Source organism: Streptomyces sp. NPDC021225 (genome assembly GCF_044332865.1).
Classification (GTDB): Bacteria; Actinomycetota; Actinomycetes; order Streptomycetales; family Streptomycetaceae; genus Streptomyces.
On the sequence record NZ_JBIRPV010000005.1, the window covers coordinates 292,526 to 315,877 of the forward strand.

Sequence of the window (23,352 nt, forward strand, 5' to 3'; positions counted from 1 at the left end):
ACAGCCTGTGGGCTCAGTCACGCCGCGGCAAGGGGTGCGGCCGCACCCTTTCACCGGGCGGAAGCCTTCGCGACGGGGCCTTGGACAGGATCCGTGTCGCTGCCCCGGGGTCGAGTACGCCGGGGACCAGTGCGCCCAAGACCGTTCGGGGCGTGCCAGTGCGTGGGCTCACCCCGCTCACTGCCCAGGAGCGGTACGGGAGATCCCGTGCGTCGGCCGGGATCAGCGTTGTCGGCGCCCGCCCCTTGGCGCCCGGGACGACGACGGACAGTGAGGCCACCACCTCCCCGCGCGGCCCGCGTGCTGGGGCGGCCCCGCGCGGCGACAGGGTCGCCACCTCCCACAGCCGTAGCCCGATGTGGTAGGCGCCCGCCGCGTCCCGCTCCAGGGCGCCCCAGCCGGTGAGCGCGGCGACCAGGCGGTGCGCGGTGGCCAGCGGCAGCCCGGCGCGGCGGGCGAGCGCGGTCAGCGACAGCGAGCGGTGCGTCGCGTCGAAGGCGTCCAGCACGGCGAGCACCCGGCCCGCGACCGAGCGGCGGCCGTCGAGGGGGCGCCCCTCCAGGGCCCTGGGCGCGGTCATATGAGCGGGAGGCCGACGTAGTTCTCGGCGAGTTCGGCCGACGCGGTCGGCGAGTCGGCGATCCGCTCCAGCTGGGCGAGGCGCAGCCGCTCCTCGAACGGGGAGCGGTCCGGGTGCGGATGGAGGGTGTCGGTCATGAAGTACGAGAAGCGCTCGGCCTGCCACACCCGGCGCAGACAGGTCTCGGAGTAGCCGTCGAGCAGTTCGGTGGAGCCGGTCTCGTGGTGCAGGGTCAGGGCGCGGGCCAGGGTGATCACATCGGTGACGGCCAGGTTGAGCCCCTTGGCGCCGGTGGGCGGCACGATGTGCGCGGCGTCGCCCGCGAGGAACAGCCGGCCGTGGCGCATCGGCTCCTGGACGAAGCTGCGCATCGGGGTGACCGACTTCGCGGTGATCGGGCCGCGCTCCAGGGCCCAGTCGCCGTCGACGGCGAAGCGGGCGGACAGCTCGTCCCATATCCGCTCGTCGGACCAGCCGGCCGGGTCGGTGTCGGCCGCCACCTGGAGGTAGAGCCGGGAGACGAGCGGGGAGCGCATGCTGTGCAGGGCGAAGCCGCGCCGGTGGCGGGCGTAGATCAGCTCCTCGCAGGACGGCGCCACATCGGCCAGGACGCCGAGCCAGGAGTACGGGTAGACGCGCTCGTACACCGTGGTGAGGCGGGCCGGGACCGCGCGGCGGGCCACGCCGTGGAAGCCGTCGCAGCCCGCCACGAAGTCGCAGTGGAGCGTCTGTTCGCGGTCCTCGTGGCGGAAGCGGATCGCGGGCGCGGCGGAGTCGGGACCCTCGATGGCGAGCACCTCGGCCCCGAACAGCAGCGGCGGCCCGTCGGTGAGCTGGAGCGCGATCAGGTCCTTGACCACCTCCGTCTGGGCGTACACCATCACCGACCGCCCGCCGGTCAGGGCGCGGAAGTCGACGCGGTGGGCGCGGCCCTCGAAGCGCAGCTCGATGCCGTGGTGGAGCAGCCCCTCCCGGTCCATCCGGGCGCCCGCGCCGCACGCCCGCAGCGCGTCCACCGTGCCCTGCTCCAGGATCCCGGCCCGCTGACGCGCCTCGACATAACCGCGGTCGCGGCTCTCCAGCACCACGCAGTCGACTCCGGCGCGGTGCAGGAGGCGGGCGAGCAGCAGTCCGGCGGGGCCGCCGCCGACGATGCCGACGGTCGTGCGCATCCGATTGTCCCCTCTTGCCCGTTCGCCCAGCCTTGTTCGCCTGGCGGGCTGTTCGCCTGGTGAAGGATGGTTCATAATCTGGTGGTGATGAGTCTCAGGGCGGCCTCACCGCCTGTCAATGGTTCGGTCGGGCCTCTCGAGCGCGGCCTCGCCGTGCTGCGCGAGCTGGCCGCCCTGTCCGCGCTGTCCGCGCACGGCGCGGGAACCGCGGTCCGCCCCGGCGACCTGGTGCGCGCCACGGGGCTCGCCCGCTCCGTCGTCGACCGCGTGCTCGGCACGCTCGAACAGCTCGGATATGTACGGCTGGACGGGCGCGAGGTGAGCCTGGCGACCCGGCTGATGGAGCTGGGCAACGCCTACCTGAACGCGAGCGGCCTGCCGGACGCGCTCCTTCCGTTCGCCGGGCGGCTGGCGGACGCGCTCGACGAGTCGGTCTCGGTCGCCGTCCCGGACGGAGCCGGGGTGCGCTTCGTCGTCCAGGTCACCCGGCGCCGCACCATGTCCCTCGCCTTCCGCATCGGCGACCTCCTCCCCGCCGAACGCTGCGCCCCCGGGGCCCTCTTCGCCACCCAGTGGGACGAGGCGACCTGGGCCGCCTGGCGCGCCCGCCGCGCCGCCGACCCGCTGGACGCCTCCTTCCCCGCCGTCCCGCCCCGGCCGGAGCGGGATGGGGCCCCGGGCCCCGGGACCCCGGACCCCGGCGACTTCGCGCGGCGCGTGGAGGCCGCGGGCCGCGGCGGCTGGGCACCGGACGACCAGCTGATCGAGCCGGGGCTGGTGGCGGTGTCCGTGCCGCTGCGGGACCCGGCGGGCCGGATCGTCTGCGCGGTGAACGTGGTCAGCCACACCAGCCGCCACGACATCGCGTCCCTGGGCCGGACCGCGCTCGCCCCCCTGCGCGACCTGGTCCCCGCGATGGAGGCGGCGCTGGCCGCCCCAGCCGCGGGCGGGCCGGGCGCCGAGCCGCCCCCGGCCGGGGGCGGCGTTGTCGGCGAGGACCCGGCCCGGCTGGCCAAGCGGGAGATGGGGGCGGGCTTTCTCCAGTCGCTGGCCCGCGGGCTGGCCGTGCTGCGCGCGCTGGGCTCGGCGGCCCCGCCCGGTCCGGGGCCCGAGCCCGGTCCGGGGCTCCCGGCCCGTTCGGGGCTCCGCCAGGGCGTGACCCTCACCGCCGTCGCCGAGGCCACCGGCCTGGCGCGCGCCACCGCCCGCCGCTCGCTCCTCACCCTCCTGGAGCTCGGCTACGCCGAGACCGACGGGGAGCGCCTCTTCCGCCCCACCCCCCGCGTCCTGGAGCTCGGCCACGCCCCGCTCGCCGGGCTCGGCTTCACCGACATCGCGCGCCCCCATATGCGCGAACTGGTCGGCGCCGTCCACGAGTCGGCGTCCCTGGCCGTCCTCGACGGCGACGACATCCGGTACGTCGAGCGCGTGCCGACCGTCCGCATCATGAGCGTCAACATCACCATCGGCACCCGCTTCCCCGCCTACGCCACCTCCCTGGGCCGGGTGCTGCTGGCGGGCCTGGACCCGGACGCGCGCGCCGCGTATTTCGCCGCCCTCGACCCGCGCCCGCTGACCCGGCACACCCTCACCTCCGCACCCGGGCTCGCACGTGTCCTGGAGGGCGTGGCGGAGAGCGGATACGCCCTGGTCGACGAGGAGTTGGAGGAGGGGCTGCGCTCCCTCGCCGTGCCCGTACGGGACGCGGAGGGGCGGGTGGCGGCCGCGCTCAACCTCGCGGTGCACGCGGGCCGGGGCACCCCGGAGGACACCGTGCGCACCCTCCTGCCGCCGCTGCGCGCCGCCGCGGCCCGCGTCGAGGCCGACCTGCGCACGGCCTCCGCCCACCGACCCCATGGCCTGGGCGCCAGGCGGCCGACGGGCGTCTGAGAGAGTGGCAACATGAGCGTGTCTTGGGGCGCTGCGCGGGCTGGACTGAGGAGCCGCGCGGCGACGGAGGAGCGAGCGGTGACGAGGGAAGCTCGTGCGTTGGAGCGCGCCGGGACTGAGCGGGTGGAGGGGTGCGTGTCTTGGGGTGCTGCGCGGGCTGGACTGAGGAGCCGCGCGGCGACGGAGGAGCGAGCGGTGACGAGGAAGGCTCGTGCGTCGGAGCGCGCCGAGACTGAGCGGGAGGCAGGGAAATGAGCGCAGCGAACGGCCCCACGGGCCATGTCGTGGTCGTCGGCGGCGGCATCTCCGGGCTCGCGGCCGCCCACCGCCTGCTGGCCGGCGGGGCCCGGGTGACCGTCCTGGAGGCGACCGGCCGGCTCGGCGGCAAGCTGTACGCGGGCGAGATCGCGGGCGTCCCCGTGGACCTCGGCGCCGAGTCGATGCTCGCGCGCCGCCCCGAGGGCGTGGACCTGGCGCGCGCGGCCGGGCTCGGCGACCGGCTCCAGCCGCCCGCGACCGCCACCGCCTCGCTGTGGACCCGCGGCGGGCTGCGCCCGATGCCCAAGGGCCATGTGATGGGCGTGCCCGGGGACCTCGCCCCGCTGGCCGCCTCCGGGGTGATCTCGGAGGAAGGGCTCGCCCGGATCGCCGCGGAGCCCGGGCTGCCGCGGCCGGAGCTGGGCGAGGACGTCGCCCTCGGCGAGTTCGTCGCGGAGCGGCTGGGCCGGGAGGTCGTGGACCGGCTGGTCGAGCCGCTGCTGGGCGGGGTGTACGCGGGCGATGTGTACCGGACGTCCATGCGGGCGGCGGTCCCCACGCTCTTCGAGGCGGCCCGCACCCACGGCTCGCTGACCGAGGGCGCGCAGGCGCTCGCCGCGCGGGCCGCGGCGGCGCAGCCCGGCCCGGTGTTCACCGGCATCGACGGCGGGATCGGGCGGCTCCCGCTCGCCGTCGCCGACGCGGTGCGCGCCGCGGGCGGCGAGATCCGCACCGGCGAGCCCGTGCGCGAGCTGCGCCCGACCGCCGCCGCTGCCGGTCGCGATGGCGCGGGGGAGGGCCGGGCGGCCCGCTGGACGGTCGTCACCGGCCGCGGCGAGACGCTGGAGGCCGACGCCGTCGTGCTCGCCGCCCCCGCACCGGTCGCGTCCCGGCTGCTCGCCGCCGACTCCCCGGCGGCCTCCGCCGAGCTGGCCGGCGTGGACTACGCCTCCATGGCGTTGATCACCATGGCCTTCCGCCGCGCCGACGTGGAAGGGATCGTCCCGGGCAGCGGATTCCTCGTGCCGCCCGTCGAGGGCCACACCATCAAGGCCGCCACCTTCTCCAGCCGCAAATGGGGCTGGCTGGGGAAGGCCGACCCCGAACTCTTCGTGCTGCGTACCTCGATCGGGCGGTTTGCCGACGAGGCGGACCTGAGCCGCGACGACGACGATCTGGTAGGGCTGTCGCTCGCCGACCTCGGCGAGGCCATCGGCCTGGCCGCGCGCCCGGTCGCCACCCGGGTGAACCGCTGGGAGGGCGGGCTGCCGCAGTACCCCGTGGGCCACCTCGACCGCGTGGCCCGCATCCGCGCGGAGGTCGCGAAGCTCCCGGCGCTGCGGGTGTGCGGCGCGGTGTACGACGGCGTGGGGATCCCGGCCTGCGTCGCCAGCGCCCGCACCGCCGCCGACGAACTGCTGGAGCTGCTGGCCACGCGACGCCGCCCGGACTCACCCGAGGCCGTTTAGGCCCTGTCCAGCGGATCTTGACGCCTGCGGCGGGCTCCTGCCCCGCCGGACACCGGCTAGCCGCCACCCAGGCGCGGGGCGCCGGGCGCGGAGAGCGAGAATAGGGACCATGACTGCTGCATCCGCTCCCGAGACCGGCCCGTCCGGCAAGGTTCCCAACGCCGGCAAGAAGGCCAAGGACCTCAACGAGGTCATCCGCTACACCCTGTGGTCGGTGTTCAAGCTGCGCGACCTCCTGCCGGAGGACCGCACCGGCTACGCAGACGAGGTCGAGGAGCTGTTCGCGCAGCTCGCCGCGAAGGACGTCACCGTGCGCGGCACCTACGACGTCTCCGGGCTGCGCGCGGACGCGGACATCATGCTCTGGTGGCACGCGGAGACCTCCGACGCCCTTCAGGAGGCGTACAACCTCTTCCGCCGCACCAGGCTGGGCCGGGCCCTCGAGCCGGTCTGGTCGAACATGGCGCTGCACCGCCCCGCCGAGTTCAACCGCTCGCACATCCCGGCGTTCCTGGCCGACGAGAACCCCCGCGACTACGTCAGCGTGTACCCCTTCGTCCGGTCCTACGAGTGGTATCTGCTGCCCGACGAGGAGCGCCGCGCGCTGCTCGCCGACCACGGCAAGATGGCGCGTGGCTACCCGGACGTGCGGGCCAACACGGTCGCGTCCTTCTCGCTCGGCGACTACGAGTGGATCCTCGCCTTCGAGGCCGACGAGCTGCACCGCATCGTCGACCTCATGCGCCATCTGCGCGGCTCCGAGGCGCGCCGGCACGTGCGCGAGGAGGTGCCGTTCTTCACCGGGCGGCGCAAGCCGGTGTCCGAGCTGGTCGCCGGGCTGGCCTGACCGGGACCGCCCACGGCCACCCCTGCGCCGCCGTCATCCGTACGCCGCGCCCGCGGCCGGTTCCGTTTCCGGTTCCGGTTCTGCTCCGGGACCGGGCGCCGACCAGACGGTGGGCTCGGGCAGCGCGCGCGAGGCGCAGGAGGCTGAGCGGCCCGGCGTCCGCCCGGTCAGCAGGTACGTGTCGACGTGGCGGTTGACGCAGGCGTTGGGGCCGCCCCACAGCCCGTGGGTGCCCGCCTTCCGCTCGGTGACCAGCGACGAGCCCGGCAGCCGCCGCCGCAGCTCCTTGGCGCCCTCGTACGGGGTGGCCGCGTCCCGCTCGGCGGCCAGCAGCAGTACCGGCGGCAGCGTCCCGCGTCCCGCGCCGCCCCGGGGGCCCACCGTCAGCGGCCGCCGGTGCGGTGCGGACCAGTAGGCGCACGGCAGGTTCATCGCCGCGTTGTCCCAGGTCTCGAAGGGCGCGCGGCGGGCCAGCGCGGTGTTGTCGCGGTTCCAGCGGGCCCAGCGGCGCGGCCAGGGCGCGTCGTTGCACTGCACGGCCGTGTAGACGGCGTTGCCGTTCTCCTCGGACACCGCCGCGGCCGGGTCGGGCGCGGCCAGCGTCACCAGGGGCTCGGGGTCGCCGCCGAGATACGCGGCCAGCGCGTGCGCGCTCGGGTCCCAGTAGGCGTCGTTGTAGACGGTCCGCTGATACGCGTCCTGGAGCTGCGCGGTGCCCACCTGCCCGCCCGCCGGGTGGCGCGCCAGCCGCCGCCGGGCCTTGTTGTAGGAGGCGAGCACCTTCGCCGAGGTGTCGCCGAGGTGGTAGACCTCGTCGTACCGGGCGACCCAGCGCCGCCAGTCCCGCCAGCGCCGCTCGAAGGCCAGCGACTGCTTCAGATTGCTGCGGTACCAGATCTGCCGCGGGTCGGGGTCGACCACGCTGTCGAAGACCATGCGGCGCACATGCCGGGGGAAGAGCGTGGCGTAGACGGCGCCGAAGTACGTGCCGTAGGAGGCGCCCACGAAGTTGAGCCGCTTCTCGCCGAGGGCGGCGCGCAGCACATCGAGGTCGCGGGCGTTGTTGAGGGTCGTGTAGTGGCGCAGCGCGCGGCCCGTGCTGCGGGCGCAGCCGCGGGCGTAGGCCCGCGCCCGCTTGACGATCTTCCGCTTGAAGGCCGCGGAGGGGTGGACGGGGAAGTTCGTCGGCGCCTTGGCGAAGGCGGCCGGGTCCTGGCAGGACAGCGGCCTCGAGCGGTCCACGCCGCGCGGGGCGTAGCCGACGAAGTCGTACGCCGCGGCGGCTTTGCGGAACGCGGCCACACTGGCGTACGCGGGGAACCCCAGGCCTGAGGCGCCGGGCCCGCCCGGGTTGTAGAGCAGCGCGCCCTGGCGGCTCGACCTGGGGCCGGTGGCGCGGATCCGGCTGACGGTGAGGGACAGCTGGGTGGCGCGGGGGTGCGCGTAGTCCAGGGGCACCTTGACGGTGCCGCAGCGGGCCGCGTCGGGCAGTTCCTCGTCGAGCGGGCAGCTGCCGAAGTCGACGCCGCGGGCGGCGGCGCGCCGGGCGGCGAGCGCCACGCCCCGGTCCTCGGCGGCGGTGCCGGGGAGGGAGGCGGCCGTGGCGGCGCCGGTTGCCGCGGCGGCGGTGGCGGCGGGCGCCGGGGCGGCGAACAGGGCGGCCATGGCCAGGGCCAGGGACAGCGGCCGGAGGACGCCGTTCAGCGGTACTGCTCCCACGGGCCGTCCCCTCGTAGTGCGTTCGCGTTCCGCTTGTCGTTCCGCGACGACCTGTCACTTGTCATTCCGTGACGAAAGGGATACTTGGCCCGGCGGCCGGCCATGTAAAGCACCGCGCCGAGGTGTCGGGGTCAATGACCCCAATGCGCTTTGAAGGCCGAACGCAGCTCGGGGTCGGGGAGGGCGGACGCGCCGTGCAGCGCGAGCGCGACGAGCATCGCGTGTTCACCGCCGCCCCGGCCGTCACCGCCGCCCCGGCCGTCACCGTCGCCGCGGCCATCGCCGTCACCGTCGCCGTCACCGCTCTGTCCGCCGACGCGTCGGGCGGGCCGGGCGGGCCGGGGCCGGGGCGCCTCGATCCGGCCCAGCAGCCGCTGCCCGGCGGGCGACGCCCACCGGGTGTACGGATGCACCTCGGCGTGGGCTATCGCCAGGCAGCCGAGCGTCAGCAGCAGCGGGAGCGCGAACCACGCCGCCGCCTGTCCCCGCCCCGAGTCGGGTGGCACGATCAGCAGCGCGGCCACCCCCATGAGCAGGACCAGCCCGGTGGCCGCCCACACCTGACGGACCGCGGCCGCCACGTTCGTACGCGCCGCCGCGGGCACCGCGAGCCCGGCGGCCACCAGCCGGTCGGCGAGCGCCCGGACCGGGGCCGCGGCGGCGAGCGCGGCCCGCACCGGAGGGACGGGCGACTGGCCCCGCGGGCCTATCGCGGCGATGACGGAGCGCTCCAGCTCGTTCCGGCCCTCCGGGTCCACCACCGTGACCCAGCCGGTGTGCGCGAGCAGCAGCCGGCGCTGACGGTCCATCGCCACCAGGGCGAGATCGCCGACGCGCTGCGGACCGCCTGACAGGAACGCCACCTCGTACAGGCTCAGCCGGCGGCCGGCCCCGGCGCCCTCGGGCTCCCGGGCGGCGGCGACGGCGGCCGAGCACAGCCGGGCGCTGGAGACGACGGCCGCGGCACAGGCGATGAGCAGGAACAACAGCCAGAACATGGCCGATTTGTACTCGACCCGCCCCGCCTTCCGCCAGACATTTCATCAGATGAACGCGGTGGTGGCGGACGCCCGCCACGCCTCGCCACCGCCACCGGGATACGACGCGGCCGGTCAGCCGCCCCCGCAGCCGCCACCCCCGCCGCAGCTGGAGCCGCCCCCGCCCCCGCAGCTGGAACCGCCGCCGCAGCTGGAGCCGCCACCGCCGCCGCCCCCTCCGCCACAGCTGGAGCTGCCGCAGCTCGAACCGCCGCCCCCGGAGCCGCCGCCGCACCACGAGCCGCCGGAGCTCCCGCAGGACGTCGACCCCGAGGAGTTGGAGGAGGCGGAGTTCGAGGACCCCGAGGAGCCGGAGGACGAGGCCGCCGCGGCGGCCTGGACGCGCTCCGCCTCCAACAGGTGGTGCCGCAGCAGCTCGTCGGCGGCCAGCGCGCCCACCCCCGCCAGCGCGACCGTCTCGGCCACGGACGCCACCCGGGTGCCATCCCTCGACTCGGTCGAGGCGTACGCGAGGTTCCGCCGGAACGACGCCAGCGCCCGCCTCCCGGACACCGTGATCCGCTTCCTGTTCGAGGCGGCGCAGATCACGGCGGTCAGGAACCCGGCGAACAGCGCCGGGAAGATCTTGAAGATGAACGGCAGCCCGCCGTCGTACTCCTCTCCTGTGGAGGCCCAGATGCCCAGGAACACGCCCGCGACGCAGGCGAGCGTCTGGAGGGCGGCCATCCACCGCCAGAAGCGCATCTTCTCCGGCCGCACCATCAGCCCGCGTTGCGCGAGCCGGTCGCCGATCGACTGCACCGCCCGGTGGCGCATCAACTCCGAGCGCAGCAGGGTGAGTCCGCCGTGCGGCGCTCGGGCGTGCACCTCAAGCAGCGCCTCCTCCACCGGGTTGCGGGCCACCGCCTGCCGCACCGAGACCACCCCGGGGCCGCCCACCGCAAGCCGCCCGTCGGTGTACATCTCGCAGATCACCGTGTCGGCCACCCGGCCCGGGCCGGCCTCCAGGAAGGCGGCCTCCAGAAGGTCGTGCGCCCGGTTGTCCCCCTTCGTGCCGGCCCCGCTCCGGGAGCGCACCGTGCCCGTGATGAGCGCCGCCGACGACACCGCGACCGCCAGATACACCAGTTCCGTGTTCATGTTCCTCACCTTCCGAGCAGCGCGAGTCGGGCGGCCCGTGCCAGGCGCGCCGCGGGGCCGGGCCGTACCGGAGCGGGCCCCGACCGCTCCTGCCACCACTGCGTCAACTGCCGCCGCGCCGCGGGGTCCTCCGGCCGCTCGGCGGCCAGCAGGTGCTCGGCGAACGCCAGGGCGTCGCGCCGGTAGCCGGCGGTCATCGGGCGGCCCAGGGCGTAGTCCAGGAACGCGGGGCGATAGCCCGTGCCCAGGATCCGCGGCAGCTCGGGGGCGACCTTCCCGACCACATCGGCCCGCTTGGCCACCAGCGCCCGGCTCTGCACCCCCAGCCGCCGCCGGTCGAACCCCTCCGGCGCGGGGGTGCCCGCGACCAGCGAGGACAGCAGGGACGCCTGCGCGAGCGCGAGCCGCCCCCGGGCGCCCTCCACGGCCTCCTCCACGGCCTCCGGCCCGGTCACCGAGCCGGCCGGGGCGGTCGCGGCGGTCGAGCCGGCCGGGGCGGTTACGGCGGCCGCCTCGGAAGTGTTCCGGACCCCCTTGGCCACCACGCCGCGTATCGCGTCGAGTTCGGCCGCGAGCTCCCCGGTCGCGGGGAAGTTGTCGTCGCGCTCCAGCAGCACGCCGGGCGGCGCCGTACGGGCGCACAGCTCGGCGAGCACATCGAGCACCGGCTGGGTCACCGGGTGGGCGTGGCTGTCGTGCCACACCCCGTCCCGCTCGACCCCGCCCGCGACATGGACATACGCGATGGCCGAGGTCGGGAGCGCGTCCAGGGCCGCCGCCGGGTCCTCGCCCCGGTTGACGTGGTTGGTGTGCAGATTGGCCACGTCGATCAACAGCCGTACGCCCGTCCGCTCCACCAGCTCCGCGAGGAACTGCCCCTCCGTCAACTCCTCGCCCGGCCAGGAGATCAGCGCCGCGATGTTCTCCAGCGCGAGCGGCACCGGCAGCGACTCCTGCGCGATGCGGACGTTCTCGCACAGCACGTCCAGCGCGTCGCGGGTGCGCGGCACCGGCAGCAGATGCCCGGCCTCGGCCGCCGGTGAGGCGGTTCGCGGGCCCCCCGCCCGTACGAACGCGATGTGTTCCGTGACCAGTGGCGAGCCCAGCGCCTCCGCCCGCTCGGCGAGCGCGGTGAGCCGTGCCGTGTCCGGTCGCTCCGCGCCGCCGAGGCCGAGCGAGACGCCGTGCGGGACGATCGTCGTCCCCCGCTCCCGCAGCCGCAGCAGCGCGTCGGGGAGGTGGCCGGGGCAGATGTTCTCCGCCACGACCTCCACCCAGTCAATGCCCGGCAGTCGCTCGATGTCATCGGCGATCTCCGGGCGCCATCCAATGCCGGTTCCGAGGCGCCTCATGGCTTCCCCCTCCTCGTCCGTCCCCTCGTCTGGGGTGATGACCCCGCTGGGAAAGGACGAACCCAGGAGCGGTGCGGTTCAGAGGTTCATTTGAGCTTCGGGCGTTCACGGTGTGCCGCGTCCCGGACAAGCGGAGATCGACGGTCGGCCAAAGTCCCCTTTTGTGGCGTGTCGTACGTGACGCACGTCGCGGAATGTCATTACTGTTACAAACTTTTGGCGCTCTGAGGCGACAGATGTTCGGAAAGCATCATAGGGTCGGACCGTCTTCGGGGGGACGGACCATCAGACCTTTGGCCGCGCCCCGCGCGCGGATCGTGGGGGACACGTGCAGGGCAGCAACAACGCCGGGGGAAGACACCGCCGCGAGGCACCACCGCGAAGAGCGCCGCGCGGCAGGGCGGCGAGCGGCAGTGCGCCGGTGGCCTTCCAGGGGTGGGCGCTGCGCCGCTGGGCCGTCCGCCGTATCCGGCTGGACTATCCCCGCGCGGGCAGAAGCGGCCCCTTGCGCTGGCTGCCCTCGTGGCGGCAGCTGGCCATGCTCTTCCTGTTCTGTGTCGGCGGGCTGACCGGCGTGCTGAGCTTTCTGTATCTCCAGACCGACATCCCGGAAGACCTCAACGACTTCGCGACCCAGCAGGACAACGTCTACTACTGGGCCGACGGTTCGGAAATGGCCCGCACGGGCCCGGTCAACCGCCAGGAGGTCCCGCTCGACAAGGTGCCGGAGAAGGTGCAGTGGGCGGTGCTCGCCGCCGAGAACGCCAGCTTCTACTCCGACAGCGGCGTCTCGCCCAGCGGTTTGATGCGCGCCCTGACCCGGATGGTGACGGGCGGTGAGACCCAGGGCGGTTCCACCATCACTCAGCAGTATGTGAAGAACGCCTATCTGAATCAGGAGCAGACCTTCTCCCGCAAGCTCACCGAGATGTTCATGGCCATCAAGCTGGACGACCGGATGGACAAGGAGGAGATCCTCGAGAGATATCTCAACACCAGCTGGTTCGGCCGCGGCACCTATGGCATCCAGCGGGCCGCCTACGCCTATTACGGCAAGGACGTCTCCAAGCTCAATGTGAGCGAGGGCGCCATGCTGGCCTCCCTGCTCAAGGGTGCCGGGACCTTCGACCCCACGCTCGGTGCCAAGAACCACCGCCGGGCGGAGGAGCGCTGGAAATGGATCCTGGACCGGATGGTGGACATCGGCAGGCTCTCCAAGGCCGAGCGCGCCAAGTACACGAAATTCCCGGAGCCCAAGGCGCCGCCGAAAGCGGAGGGGCTGACCGGCCAGGTCGGGTATCTGGTGGAGACGGCGAAGGCGTATGTGGCCTCCCACACCGATATCTCCGACGCCGATTTCGACCTGGGTGGCTATCAGATACACACCACCTTCGATAAGTCGAAGGTGAACGAGCTCGCCAAGTCGGTGGACAAGATGCGCGACGGCCTCGACCCGAAGTCGCGCAAGGAGGACCGGTACGTACGGATCGGCGCCGCGTCCGTCACCACGGACGGCCGTATCGCCGCGCTCTACGGCGGCCCCGGCTATCTCGAACAGGGCTTCAACGACGCCAACGCCTCGAATGTCCCGGCCGGCACGTCCTTCACGCCCTTCGTCTACGCCGCGGCCCTGCGCGACGGCGTACAGCTCGAACGCGACGGGGCGCGCACCCCGGTGTCCCCGACCAGCCTCTACGACGGCAACGACAAGGTGGCCGTGCGCACGCCCGAGGGCCCGTACTGGGACCGCAACGGCCAGATCGTGCGCGGTACGAACGACGGGCACCGCTCGTGGGGGCAGGTGACACTGCGTCAGTCCATCGAGGAGTCGATCAACACCCCGATGATGCAGCTCGGCATGGACGTGGGCCTGGACCGGGTGCGCAAGGCGTCCGTCGACGCGGGGCTTCTGCCCAGCAGCTTCGGCGACCGGGTGCCCGCCTTCTCGCTCGGCACGGCCACCCCCAGCTCCATCCGCATGGCCAGCGCTTACGGGACGTTCGCGGCCGGCGGCAAGCACACCCCGCCGTACTCGGTCACCGGGCTCACCCACCGCGGCGAGCAGGTGCCCCTCGAAAAGCAGGCCGCGACCCGGCCGTTCAGCCAGGAGGTGGCGGCGCAGGTGAACGAGGCGCTGCACGGTGCGGCGCAGAGCGGGACCGCGCGGACGGCCTCGGTGATCGGCCCTGATGTGGCGGGCAAGGCGGGTACCGAGCAGGACAACACCTCGTCGTGGTTCGTGGGTTATACGAAGGAGATGTCGACGGCCGTCTCGCTGTCGCGGCTGGATCCGAAGACCCAGGAGCTGCTGCCGCTGGACGGGCTGGGCGGATCCGGCACCGGGAGCACCGACGGCACCGTCGGTACCGGCGGGGTTCCCGGGACCTCCGATCCCGCCGGCACCACCACTCCGGGCGCCGGATCCACCTACGCCGTCGACATCTGGACGCGCTATATGAAGGCCGTCACTTCGTCTTCGTGAAGGTGGACCAGTCGGGCGTCTGAGCCGGATCCAGCGTGCGGAGCTTGTCCAGGACCTTCGGGTCCTGGGCGTCCAGCCAGTCGGCGAGCTGCTTGAACGAGACGCACTCGACGCCCTTGCGGGGGCACACGTTCCGCATCACGTCCTCGATGGCCTGCATATAGATGCCGCCGTTCCAGGTCTCGAAGTGGTTGCCGATGAACAGCGGCGCCCGGCTGCCGTTGTAGACGCGCTCGAAGCCGTTCATATAGCCCTCGCGGGTCAGCCGCTCCCACTCCGGGTACCTGGCCGGGTCGCCCTCAGTGGTGTCGCCCGACTGGTGGTAGAGGAAGTTGAAGTCCATCGAGAGGACCTGCTTCTCGCTCTCCGGGTAGGGCACCAGCTGAAGCGGGAAGTTCCAGATCCCGTCCTTCTTCGACGGCCAGATCTGGAAGTCGCCGGGCGAGCTCGCGTCGTACCGCCAGCCCATCGACTTGATGGCCGGGATGAGGTTCTTCTGTCCCTCCAGGCACGGCGCCCGGCCGCCCACCAGCTCGACGTCGTAGTCGAAGGGCAGCGGGGCGACGTCCGTGAAGCCGGTGTTGGTCTTCCAGTTCTTCACGAACGAGTAGGCCTGCTCGGTCTCGCTCTTCCACTCCTCGGTGCTCCAGTCCTCGCCGCCCTTGGCGCCGCAGAAGTGGCCGTTGAAGTGGGAGCCGATCTCATTGCCCTCCTGCCACGCCCCGCTCAGCTGCTCCAGCGTCTCCCGTATGTGCTCGTCGGTCGGGTACGAGATCGCGGCCGAGCCCCGGTTGTGCTGCGGCGGCTGGTACAGGCCGCTCTTCGACTTGGGCAGCAGATACATGCCGCTCAGGAAGAACGTCATGGTGGCGCCGCTCTCCTTGGCCACGTCGCGGAAGTGGGAGAAGAGATGGTCGCCGTTCTCCAGCGCCCCGTCCCAGGAGAAGACCACGAACTGCGGTGGTTTCTCGCCGGGTTTCAGCTTCTTGATCTTGAGCTGGTTGGGCTGCGGCCCGGTGTACGAGGTCGAGCCGTCCCCGAGCACCTTGACCTTGCCGTCCCAGTCGGCGTACTTGTCCTTCTTCTTCTTGGTGCCGGGGGTCTCCCCGTCCGGCACGGGGGAGGAGCCGGCCACCGGGGCCTTCCCCTCGGGCGAACCGTCGTCCGCCTCACCGCCCGACGGCAGGACGGCCAATAACACGGCGACGACGACGGCCACGACGATCAGCGCGCCCATGGGGCCCGTCACGCCGTAGGCGTTCCTCGGCCTTAACGCTTTCAAAGCCTTCAAGGTCTTCAAGCCCCCCTCACGGGTCGCGCCCCCGGAGACAGTACGGCTCACCAGTATCACTGAAGAATTACCGTCTCTTCACACGGGCCCCGCATTGATCGGCCGCCGCCCCGCGATGCGCCGCCGCCGGTCCTGGGCGATGCTGGATAAACACGTCAAGAGGTGAGAGGCAACGGATGCGTACCACCGGACTGACATCCCGCACGCTGACCGCCCTCCGCGCCAGGCGTCCCTACCCCGCGGTCACCATCACCCTGCCGACCCACCGCCGCGAGCCCTACCGCCCGGCGGACACCGTGCGGCTGCGCAACCTGATCGCCGAGGCCAAGCGCCGGCTGGAGGCGGACCCCGACGTCCCGCGCGAGGCCCGCTACGACATCAGCGGGCAGCTCGACCGGGCCCTGGCCGATGTGGACCTGCGCTACGCCCTGGACTCGCTCGTGATCTGCGCGGCGAAGGACGAGAACGAGGTGTGGTCCCTGCCGAGGGCCGCCCCCGAGCGCGTCGTCTTCAGCGACACCTTCCTGACCCGCAACCTGGTCGCGGCGCGGGAGCGGACTCGCCCCTACTGGGTGCTGGCGGTCGCCGTGGACCGTACGACGCTGTGGCGCGGCAGCGACGGCAACCTGGTGGAGGAGCGCGCCGCGGGCTTCCCGCTGGAGCCCGAGCCGATGGACAACGAGGACGTCGAGCGCAAGGAGCGGGTCGGCGACGTCCCCGGCCCGTACGACGACGAGGGCACCCGGACCTATCTGCGGCAGGTCGACACCGCCCTGGACGCCCTGCTGACCACCGACCCGCTCCCGCTCTACCTGGTCGGGCTCGCCCCCGCGCTGAGCCTCCTGGAGGAGGTCGGCTCGGCGGCCAAGGCGGCCGACAGCAGGGTCGTCAAGGGCGGGCTCCAGCACGGCCCCGCCCGCGCGCTCGCCGACGCGCTCCGGCCCGCCCTGCGGGAGCAGGCGGCGCGGCACACCGGGCGCGTCCTCGAACGCATCGGGATGGCGCAGGGGCGCCGCGCCTTCGCCGCCGGTCTCGAGGAGGTCTGGCAGGTGAGCAAGGAAGGCCGGATCGAGCTGCTCGCCGTCGAGGAGAACTACCAGCGGACCGTGAGGGTCGCCGGTGAGCATCTGACCCCGGTCGACCCCGAGGAGGGCTCGCCCGCCGAGCTGGGCGCGGCGGTGCTGGAGGACATCGTCGACGAGATCATCGAGACCGCGCTGGACACCGGCGCGGAGGTCGCCTTCGTCCCGGACGACTCCCTGGCCGCGCACGAGCGCATCGCGGCGGTCCTTCGTTTCTGACGGGTCTTCGGTCACAGAACGCTCACAGTGGGGACGACGCGGCGTTGCCTGCCGCTGCCAGCGTGGCGGCCGGTCACCCCCCACCGCAAGCGACCGACCGAGGACAGCACCATGACGGCAACAGCCCCGGACGTCGTCCAGGGCCCCACCTCGCTCGTCCCGCGCCATGTCGCCCCCGACAGCTGCCGCTTCGTCCACGTCGACGCCGCGCATCTGTACGAGCACGTGGCGGGCGACATCGACGCCGCCCGCACGGCGATGGTGCCGACCGGGGTGGTGGCCCTGGACGACTTCCGCTCCGAGCACATCCCGGGCGTGGCGGCCGCCACCTGGGAGGCGGTGTTCCTGCGCGGATTGCGGCCGGTGTGTCTGAGCACCCAGAAGCTGTACGGCGCCTGGGGTGACCCCGAGCCGCTCCAGGAGGAGCTGATCGCCGACGAGGAGTGGCGGGCCGGGACGCACCTGAGCGTGCAGGAGATCGCCGGACAGCGGGTGCTGCGCTTCTCGGGTCGCCCGCCCAACCCGGCCGCGCCCCGCTCCCGGTACGCCGAGGAGCCCCGCGAGGCCGGGCGCACTGAGGTGGAGCCCGGCGCGCGGTGCCCGACGCCGGACCGTTCCGCGCCGTCCGCGCCGCGCCGCCGCGGCCCGGTCCGCAGGCTGGCGGCCGATGTGCTCCCGCCGGTCGTGACCCGGGCGATCCGCCGACGGAGCGCCGGCGGCCGGTAGGCGAGGGCGAACAGGGCCGTCAGGCGCGGCCGGGCCCGCGCAGGGCCGGGTGGTCGGCGACGACCGTGCACGAGCCGGGCGCGATCTCGGTGTACCCTGCGTCGCGCACCACCGGCAGACCGCTCGCGACCAGCCGGGCCCAGTGGTCCGCCGACGGGGTGCGCACCGACAGCGGGAAGCCGGCCGCCTGCCAGGCCATGCGGGCCGCGTCGTCCAGCTCCCACCACGCGAGCTGCGCGCCGTGCCCGGCCTGCGCCATGGCCTTGCCCGCCGACATGGCGATCTCCGGGTTCAGCCACAGCACCGGCGTGGCGGGATCCGGCACGGGCGGCGGCTCGGGGTCGTCCAGGTCGGTGCCCGAGACCTGGAGCTTGGCCAGGTCCTTCGGCCACCCGTCGAGCGGCACCGGGGGGAACACCCGCACCTCGGCCGCCGCCGCGCCGCCCTCGGCCGCCGGGCCGCCGAGCGTGATGCCCGGCAGCGCCTCGGCCCGCCGCCACTCCGCGCCCCGCGCCCGCCGTACGACCTTGCGGATCCGGGCGTCCTGCCAGCTCCGCACGGCCTCCGTCCACTCGCCGTCCGGCGCCGTCGCCCGCTCGTCCGACAGCAGCACGAGCACGGCGCGCGCCGCCGTCTCCAGGGCGTCCGTACGGGCCGGGGGCGCGGCCTTCTCGATGTGCACCACCAGGGGCAGCACGAACTGCGGCGCGGCGTCCCGGTCGGTCTCCGAGTGCCGGAACGGGCTGGTGCGGGCGGAGCCGGTGTCGGAAGAGAGGCCGGGGCTGGTGTCGGGGCTGGTGTCGGCGCTGGTCACGGGCCCCAGTGTGCCACCCGGGCCGACGTGCCCCCAGAACGGCCGCGACCGCATAGGCTCAACCGGCATGATGCTGCATGAAGTTGGCCGCCGTTACGGCCTGCGCGGGCCATGGGTGCTGCACGGCGTCGACCTCGAGGTACGGCCGGGCTCGCTGATCCGGGTGGTGGGGAGCAACGGCAGCGGCAAGTCCACCCTCCTGCGGCTGCTCGCCGGCATCGACGCACCCACCACCGGCCGGATCACCGGCCGCCCGTGCACCGCGTACGTCCCCGAGCGCTTCCCCGCGGAGCTGCCCTTCACCGCCCTCGGCTACCTCACCCACCTCGGCCGCCTCCACGGCCTCAGCGGCGCCGTGGCGGCGCGCGGGGCCGAGGAGTGGCTGGAGCGCTTCGACGCGGGCGGCCACGCGCGCATCCCGCTCGCCGAGCTCTCCAAGGGCACCAGCCAGAAGGTCGCCGTGGTCCAGGCCCTCCTGGCCGCCCCGGACCTCCTCGTCCTCGACGAGGCCTGGACCGGTCTCGACCAGGCCGCCCGCGCCGTCCTGGACCAGGCGGTCACCGACCGCGTCGCCGACGGCGCCGCGGTCGTCTTCGTCGACCACGACCCACGCCGCCTGGCCGACGCCGCCGACGAGGTCCTCCACGTCGTGGACACCCGGCTCGTCCGGGCGCCGGGCACGCCCGCCGCCCCCCTCCCGAGCGCCGCACCGACCGGCCGGGCCGCCGAGGCGCGCGTATGCGTCGAGGTGGAGGGTCCGCCGGGGGTCTCGCTGCCGGACGGCCTGCCGGGGGACCCGGCCGGCGAGCCGGGCCCGGGCGGGGCCGCGCCCGCCGTCCGGCTGACGGTCGCCGCCGCCCACTCCGACGCGTTGCTGCGCGCGCTCCTCACCGCCCGGCCGCCCTGGCACATCCGCACGGTGACGCCCGCGCCCGCCCAGGGCCGGGCCGTCCCCGGCGCCCCGGAGCGGCGGCCCCGGCCGCGGCCGGCCGGAGCCGGGGCGGCGGCCGGGCGGCGGCTGCCCGCGCTGCTGCGCTATCAGGCGGCGCTGCTGGCCCGCTCGCAGCGCTGGGTGCCGCCGATCGTCCTGTACGCGGCGTTCATGGGCATCGGCGTGGCGGCGGGCCAGCCGATCCTCGACTCCTTCGGGTACGCCGCGGGCGCACTGCTCCCCATCGCGGCCTGGCTGGTGCGCGTGTGCGTCAGCAACGAGCCGCCCGCGGCGCGCAACTGCTCCGCCGCGGCGACGAGCCCGGCCCGGGTCCACCTCGGCGCCGTGCTCACCGGGCTGTCCGCGGCGGCCGTGCTCGGCGTCGCGGGAGCGCTGTTCGTCGCCCTGATCAGCGATCCGAAGACCTCCGATCAGCGGATCGACATCTCACGCCTCGACGCGACGTCCGCCGGGCTGCTCGCGGCGCTCATCTGCGCCCTGCTGGGCGTGGTGGTCGGCGTGCTGTTCAGCCGTCCGCTGCTGCTCAGCAACGGCTGGGGCATCCAGGCCACCGCGGTCGCCTCGCTCCTGGTGCTGGTGGTCCAGGTGTCGCCCGCGAACGCCGCCGTGTCCGACCTGGTCGGCGGCTCGCACACGGGCACCGTGACGCTGCCCCTGCTGCCGCTCGCCCTGACCGCCGCGGCCGCCGCGGGGGCGACCGCGCTGGCCTGCGCGCTCAGCTCACGACGGTCCTGAGGCCGTACGGGGGCGTCGGCGCGGACGGCCCGCTCCGGCCGAGGCGGGCGGAGCAGGCCGCGGAGCGGCGGGGCTCAGTGGCGCCAGGGTCCGGTCACCGCGAAGGTCGTGCCCGGGGTGTAGCAGTTGACGTACATCGTGCGGCGGTCGGCCGAGAAGGTCACCCCCGCGAACTCACCCCACTCGGGCTCCTCCGGGGTGCCCAGGTTCTGGCGCCCCCGGGCCATCGGGTACACCTCCCCGCGCCTGGTCAGCCCGTAGACATGCTGCGCGCCGCTGCCGTCCTCGCAGACCATCAGGCCGCCGCTGGGCGCGAGCGTGATGTTGTCCGGTGACTCGCCGGGCAGCTGGACGTCCGTGCTCGGGCCGAAGACGATCACGAGCGTGAGGCGGCGCTGGTCCGGGTCGTACCGCCAGATCTGCCCGTAGTGGTCGGCGGCCGAGCCGTTCGCGCTCTTGGCGAAGCTGGAGACGAAATAGACGGATGTGCCGCCCCAGTAGCAGCCCTCCAGCTTCTGCGCGTGCGTGATGCCCTGGGGGCCGAAGTCCTGGAACCGGATCGGGGTCTGTCCGGCCAGCGGGTCGGGGACCGGCACCCACTCGATGTCGTGGAAGGTCGTGCCGGTCTCCTGGACGACCGACAGGTCCCGCACCCCGGGCACGCGCATCGCGTACAGGTCGCCGCCCGCGCGCAGCGAGCCCGTGCCGCCGAGCGGCTTGCGCGGCAGAAAGCGGTAGAAGAGGCCGAAGGGCTTGTCGAAGGCGTCCTCGGTCTCGTAGACGACGCCGTTGCGCGGGTCGATCGCGATGGCCTCGTGCTGGAAGCGCCCCATCGCGGTGAGCGGCACGGCGCCGGTGCGGCGCGGGTCGTACGGGTCGACCTCGAAGATGAAGCCGTGGTCCTTGGTGTAGCCGTTGGTGCCGGCCTTGTCCTCGGTCTCCTCGCAGGTCAGCCAGGTGTTCCAGGGGGTCGGGCCGCCCGCGCAGTTGACCGCGGTGCCCGCGATGGCGACGTGTTCGGCCAGGACGCGGTTGCCGGCGTCGAGTTCGAGGGCGGTGCAGCCGCCCATGCCCATGGGGTCGTAGGTGAGGCCCTTGACCGCGGGGACGCGGATCGCGGCGGTGGGGCGGTTCTCGTGGTTGCGGACCAGGTGGGTGCGGGCTCTGGCGCCGGACCGGCCGGGGAAGGCCGCCATGCCGTCGTGGTTGCTGGGGACCTTGCCCTCGCCGGAGCGCAGCTCGTCGCCCTCGCGGGACAGCACCCGGTAGCGGAAGCCCTTGGGGAGGTCGAGAAGGCCGTCGGGGTCGGGGACGAGCGGGCCGTACCCGCCCGAGCCGGCCGCGGCCTGCGGGCCCGGCTCGGCGGCCGCGGCGGTGCCGGCGAAGAGCTCGGAGATGGCACCGGCGAAGGCGATGGAGGCACCGGCCGCGCCGCTGCGGGCCAGGGCCTGACGTCGTGTTACTGACATGCGGTAACTCCCTGTTGGCGGACAGGAAATGTGACCGCACGTGTGTATCACGCGAATTCGCTTACGGGAACCATCCGATCGCGCGCCGCTGCTCCGTCAGTCGCCCGGCTGCTCCGTCAGCCGCCCCGCGTCGCGGGCGAGCGCCGTGAGCCGGGATATCGCCCGGAAGTACTTCTTCCGGTAGCCGCCCTGGAGCATCTCCTCGCTGAAGAGTCGGTCGAACGGCACGCCGGACGCCAGCACCGGCACCTCGCGGTCGTACAGCCGGTCCGCGAGGACCACGAGCCGCAGCGCGGTCGACTGGTCGGGCACCGGCCCGACCCCGGTCAGACACACCGCGTGGATTCCGTCGCACATCGCGCCGTAGCGGCTCGGGTGTACCCGGGAGAGGTGCTCGAGGAGGGCGGGGAAGTCGTCGAGCGAGGCGTCGGGCGTGCGGTGCGCGACGCGGGTGACGGCCTCGTCCGAATACGGGGCGGGGGCCTTCGGCAGACCGCGGTGGCGGTAGTCCTCGCCGTCGATGCGCAGCGCCCGGAAGTGGGCGGACAGCCCCTGGATCTCGCGCAGGAAGTCGGCCGCGGCGAACCGGCCCTCGCCGAGCTTGCCGGGGAGCGTGTTGGAGGTGGCGGCCAGCGCGACCCCCGCGTCGACCAGCTTGCCGAGGAGCGAGGAGACCAGCACGGTGTCGCCCGGGTCGTCCAGCTCGAACTCGTCGATGCACAGCAGCCGGTGGCCGCTGAGCGTCTGCACGGTCTGCTGGAAGCCGAGGGCGCCGACCAGGTTGGTCAGCTCGACGAAGGTGCCGAACGCCTTTTTCTCGGGCGCGCCCGGGGTGGCGTGCCAGAGGGAGGCCAGCAGATGGGTCTTGCCGACGCCGTAGCCGCCGTCCAGATACATCCCGCGCGGGCCGCGCGGCGCGGTGGGCCTGGACTCCCGGCGGAACCAGCTCCTGCGGCGGGGCTCCGCCGCCCCCGGGCCGCCGCCGACGGAGGTGGCGAAGGCCGCCAGCTCCTTGACGGCCGTGGCCTGGCTGGGCTGTCCCGGGTCCGGGATGTAGTTGTCGAAGCTCACCGTCGAGAAGCGCGGCGGCGGGACCATCTCCGCGACCAGACGCTCGGCGGGCACGTGCGGGGTGCGGGAGGCGAGGGCGACGGGGGCGGCGGGGATGTCGGTATTGCCGGGGGGTTCCTCGGCTATCGGACCCGCGGGCCTGTCGGACGTGGTGGTTCGCGATGACACAAACTCCCAGCGTAGTCCCTTCGGGGGAGGTCACCGTCCGATAGGGAGGCATGTCACACTGCGGCCTATGCGACGCCTGTTCCCACTGCCCGCCGACCCGCCGACCGGACCGTCCCCGTGGGAGGACCGCGAGTGGGCTCTGGACGAGCTGGCGGACCTCTACGCCTACCCGGAGTCCCCGGCCGGGCCGGGGCGGCCCGCGGGGGCCTGGCTGCGGGCCAACATGGTGTCCTCGCTGGACGGAGCCGCCCACCACGACGGCCGGTCGCAGCCGCTGTCCTCCGCCGCCGACATGCGGATCTTCGGGGTGCTGCGCGGGCTGGCCGACGCGGTCGTGGTCGGCGCCGAGACCGTACGCCGCGAGGGCTACCGCCCGGCCCGCGCCCGCGAGGCGTTCGCCGCGCGGCGGGCGGCGCTGGGCCGTCCGCCGGTGCCCGCGATCGCCGTGGTCAGCGCGAGTCTGGACCTGGACTTCTCGCTGCCGCTGTTCACCGAGCCGCTGGTGCCCACGCTCGTGGTCACCGGCGCGCAGGCGCCCGCGGAGCGGGTGGCGGCTGCCCGTGCGGCCGGGGCCGAGGTGGTCCTGGCGGGGGAGGGGCGGCGGGTGGAACCGGCGCGGGTGGTGGCCGCGCTGGCCGAGCGGGGCCTCACCAGGCTGCTGTCGGAGGGCGGGCCGAAGCTGCTCGGGCAGTTCGCGGCGGCCGGGGTGCTGGACGAGCTGTGTCTGTCGCTGGCGCCGATGGTGGCGGCGGGCGACGCGGAGCGGATCGTCAACGGCCCCACGCTGATGGAACCGGAACGGTTCGCTCTCTCTTCTGTCCTGGAGGACGCCGGGTTTCTCTTCACCAGCTACCGTCGGAAGCGCCAATACGGCGATAATCAGCCTTAGCGAAAACCCGGCGAAAACCTGGCGAAAAC

17 protein-coding genes and 1 pseudogene are annotated in these 23,352 nt (G+C 73.9%); 8 read left to right on the forward strand and 10 right to left on the reverse strand.

Going from position 1 to position 23,352, the window contains the following annotated elements:
• Window positions 1-313: 313 nt before the first annotated feature.
• Window positions 314-580, reverse strand: a pseudogene (locus ACH4S9_RS23435) (helix-turn-helix domain-containing protein); the annotation flags it as partial.
• Window positions 577-1,752, reverse strand: a complete 1,176-nt coding sequence (locus ACH4S9_RS23440; protein WP_398373748.1) for a 4-hydroxybenzoate 3-monooxygenase — start codon at window positions 1,750-1,752, stop codon at window positions 577-579. The pseudogene ACH4S9_RS23435 and the gene ACH4S9_RS23440, both read right to left, overlap by 4 nt.
• Window positions 1,753-1,839: 87 nt before the next feature.
• Here ACH4S9_RS23440 and ACH4S9_RS23445 point away from each other — a divergent pair, with 87 nt between their 5' ends.
• From ACH4S9_RS23445 to hemQ, 3 genes are all read left to right on the forward strand, one after another.
• Window positions 1,840-3,642, forward strand: coding sequence for an IclR family transcriptional regulator C-terminal domain-containing protein (locus ACH4S9_RS23445; protein WP_398373749.1), 1,803 nt, complete (start codon window positions 1,840-1,842; stop codon window positions 3,640-3,642).
• 251 nt (window positions 3,643-3,893) lie between these two features.
• Window positions 3,894-5,369 carry a protoporphyrinogen oxidase gene (gene hemG / locus ACH4S9_RS23450; RefSeq protein ID WP_398373750.1) on the forward strand — a complete coding sequence of 492 codons (1,476 nt, stop codon included), beginning with the start codon at window positions 3,894-3,896 and terminating at the stop codon, window positions 5,367-5,369.
• Between the two features lie 109 nt (window positions 5,370-5,478).
• On the forward strand, window positions 5,479-6,216 hold the full coding sequence (gene hemQ / locus ACH4S9_RS23455) for a hydrogen peroxide-dependent heme synthase (RefSeq protein WP_311723611.1): 738 nt from the start codon (window positions 5,479-5,481) through the stop codon (window positions 6,214-6,216).
• A 33-nt stretch (window positions 6,217-6,249) separates the two neighbouring features.
• Here hemQ and ACH4S9_RS23460 read toward each other — a convergent pair whose 3' ends face one another.
• The 4 genes from ACH4S9_RS23460 to ACH4S9_RS23475 all read right to left on the reverse strand — a co-directional run bounded on the left by ACH4S9_RS23460 (window position 6,250) and on the right by ACH4S9_RS23475 (window position 11,425).
• Complete coding sequence (locus ACH4S9_RS23460) at window positions 6,250-7,881, reverse strand: alpha/beta hydrolase (RefSeq protein ID WP_398374002.1); 1,632 nt, start codon at window positions 7,879-7,881, stop codon at window positions 6,250-6,252.
• A gap of 185 nt (window positions 7,882-8,066) precedes the next feature.
• Window positions 8,067-8,933 (reverse strand): TIGR04222 domain-containing membrane protein, encoded by an 867-nt coding sequence (locus ACH4S9_RS23465; RefSeq protein WP_398373751.1) that lies wholly within the window; start codon window positions 8,931-8,933, stop codon window positions 8,067-8,069.
• A gap of 114 nt (window positions 8,934-9,047) precedes the next feature.
• Entirely contained in the window at window positions 9,048-10,073 is a 1,026-nt protein-coding gene (locus tag ACH4S9_RS23470; RefSeq protein WP_398373752.1) for a TIGR04222 domain-containing membrane protein, read from the reverse strand.
• Between the two features lie 5 nt (window positions 10,074-10,078).
• Complete coding sequence (locus tag ACH4S9_RS23475) at window positions 10,079-11,425, reverse strand: DUF692 domain-containing protein (protein WP_361187144.1); 1,347 nt, start codon at window positions 11,423-11,425, stop codon at window positions 10,079-10,081.
• A 538-nt stretch (window positions 11,426-11,963) separates the two neighbouring features.
• Here ACH4S9_RS23475 and ACH4S9_RS23480 point away from each other — a divergent pair.
• Window positions 11,964-13,907 (forward strand): transglycosylase domain-containing protein, encoded by a 1,944-nt coding sequence (locus ACH4S9_RS23480; protein WP_385350902.1) that lies wholly within the window; start codon window positions 11,964-11,966, stop codon window positions 13,905-13,907.
• Here ACH4S9_RS23480 and ACH4S9_RS23485 read toward each other — a convergent pair.
• A complete protein-coding gene (locus tag ACH4S9_RS23485) occupies window positions 13,891-15,156 on the reverse strand; it encodes a hypothetical protein (RefSeq protein WP_311723606.1) in 1,266 nt (421 codons plus the stop codon). The two genes, ACH4S9_RS23480 and ACH4S9_RS23485, sit on opposite strands and share 17 nt — an antisense overlap.
• 218 nt (window positions 15,157-15,374) lie before the next feature.
• On the opposite strand from ACH4S9_RS23485, the gene ACH4S9_RS23490 reads away from it, so the two are divergent.
• The gene (locus ACH4S9_RS23490) at window positions 15,375-16,499 is read left to right on the forward strand and encodes a chemotaxis protein (RefSeq protein WP_385350884.1); all 1,125 of its coding nucleotides are present in this window, start codon (window positions 15,375-15,377) and stop codon (window positions 16,497-16,499) included.
• 111 nt (window positions 16,500-16,610) lie between these two features.
• Window positions 16,611-17,225, forward strand: coding sequence for a class I SAM-dependent methyltransferase (locus tag ACH4S9_RS23495; RefSeq protein ID WP_398373753.1), 615 nt, complete (start codon window positions 16,611-16,613; stop codon window positions 17,223-17,225).
• A gap of 19 nt (window positions 17,226-17,244) precedes the next feature.
• On the opposite strand, the gene ACH4S9_RS23500 is transcribed toward ACH4S9_RS23495, so the two are convergent.
• Entirely contained in the window at window positions 17,245-18,093 is an 849-nt protein-coding gene (locus ACH4S9_RS23500) for a peptidyl-tRNA hydrolase (RefSeq protein WP_398374003.1), read from the reverse strand.
• A 13-nt stretch (window positions 18,094-18,106) separates the two neighbouring features.
• Here ACH4S9_RS23500 and ACH4S9_RS23505 point away from each other — a divergent pair, with 13 nt between their 5' ends.
• Window positions 18,107-19,726 carry an ATP-binding cassette domain-containing protein gene (locus ACH4S9_RS23505; RefSeq protein WP_398373754.1) on the forward strand — a complete coding sequence of 540 codons (1,620 nt, stop codon included), beginning with the start codon at window positions 18,107-18,109 and terminating at the stop codon, window positions 19,724-19,726.
• Window positions 19,727-19,800: 74 nt separating this feature from the next.
• On the opposite strand, the gene ACH4S9_RS23510 is transcribed toward ACH4S9_RS23505, so the two are convergent.
• Window positions 19,801-21,195: a PhoX family protein gene (locus ACH4S9_RS23510; RefSeq protein WP_385347643.1), complete on the reverse strand. Its 1,395-nt coding sequence runs from the start codon at window positions 21,193-21,195 to the stop codon at window positions 19,801-19,803.
• Between the two features lie 96 nt (window positions 21,196-21,291).
• Complete coding sequence (gene zapE / locus ACH4S9_RS23515) at window positions 21,292-22,392, reverse strand: cell division protein ZapE (protein WP_398374004.1); 1,101 nt, start codon at window positions 22,390-22,392, stop codon at window positions 21,292-21,294.
• Between the two features lie 109 nt (window positions 22,393-22,501).
• On the opposite strand from zapE, the gene ACH4S9_RS23520 reads away from it, so the two are divergent.
• Entirely contained in the window at window positions 22,502-23,323 is an 822-nt protein-coding gene (locus ACH4S9_RS23520) for a pyrimidine reductase family protein (protein ID WP_311723600.1), read from the forward strand.
• The last annotated feature ends 29 nt before the right edge of the window (window positions 23,324-23,352 follow it).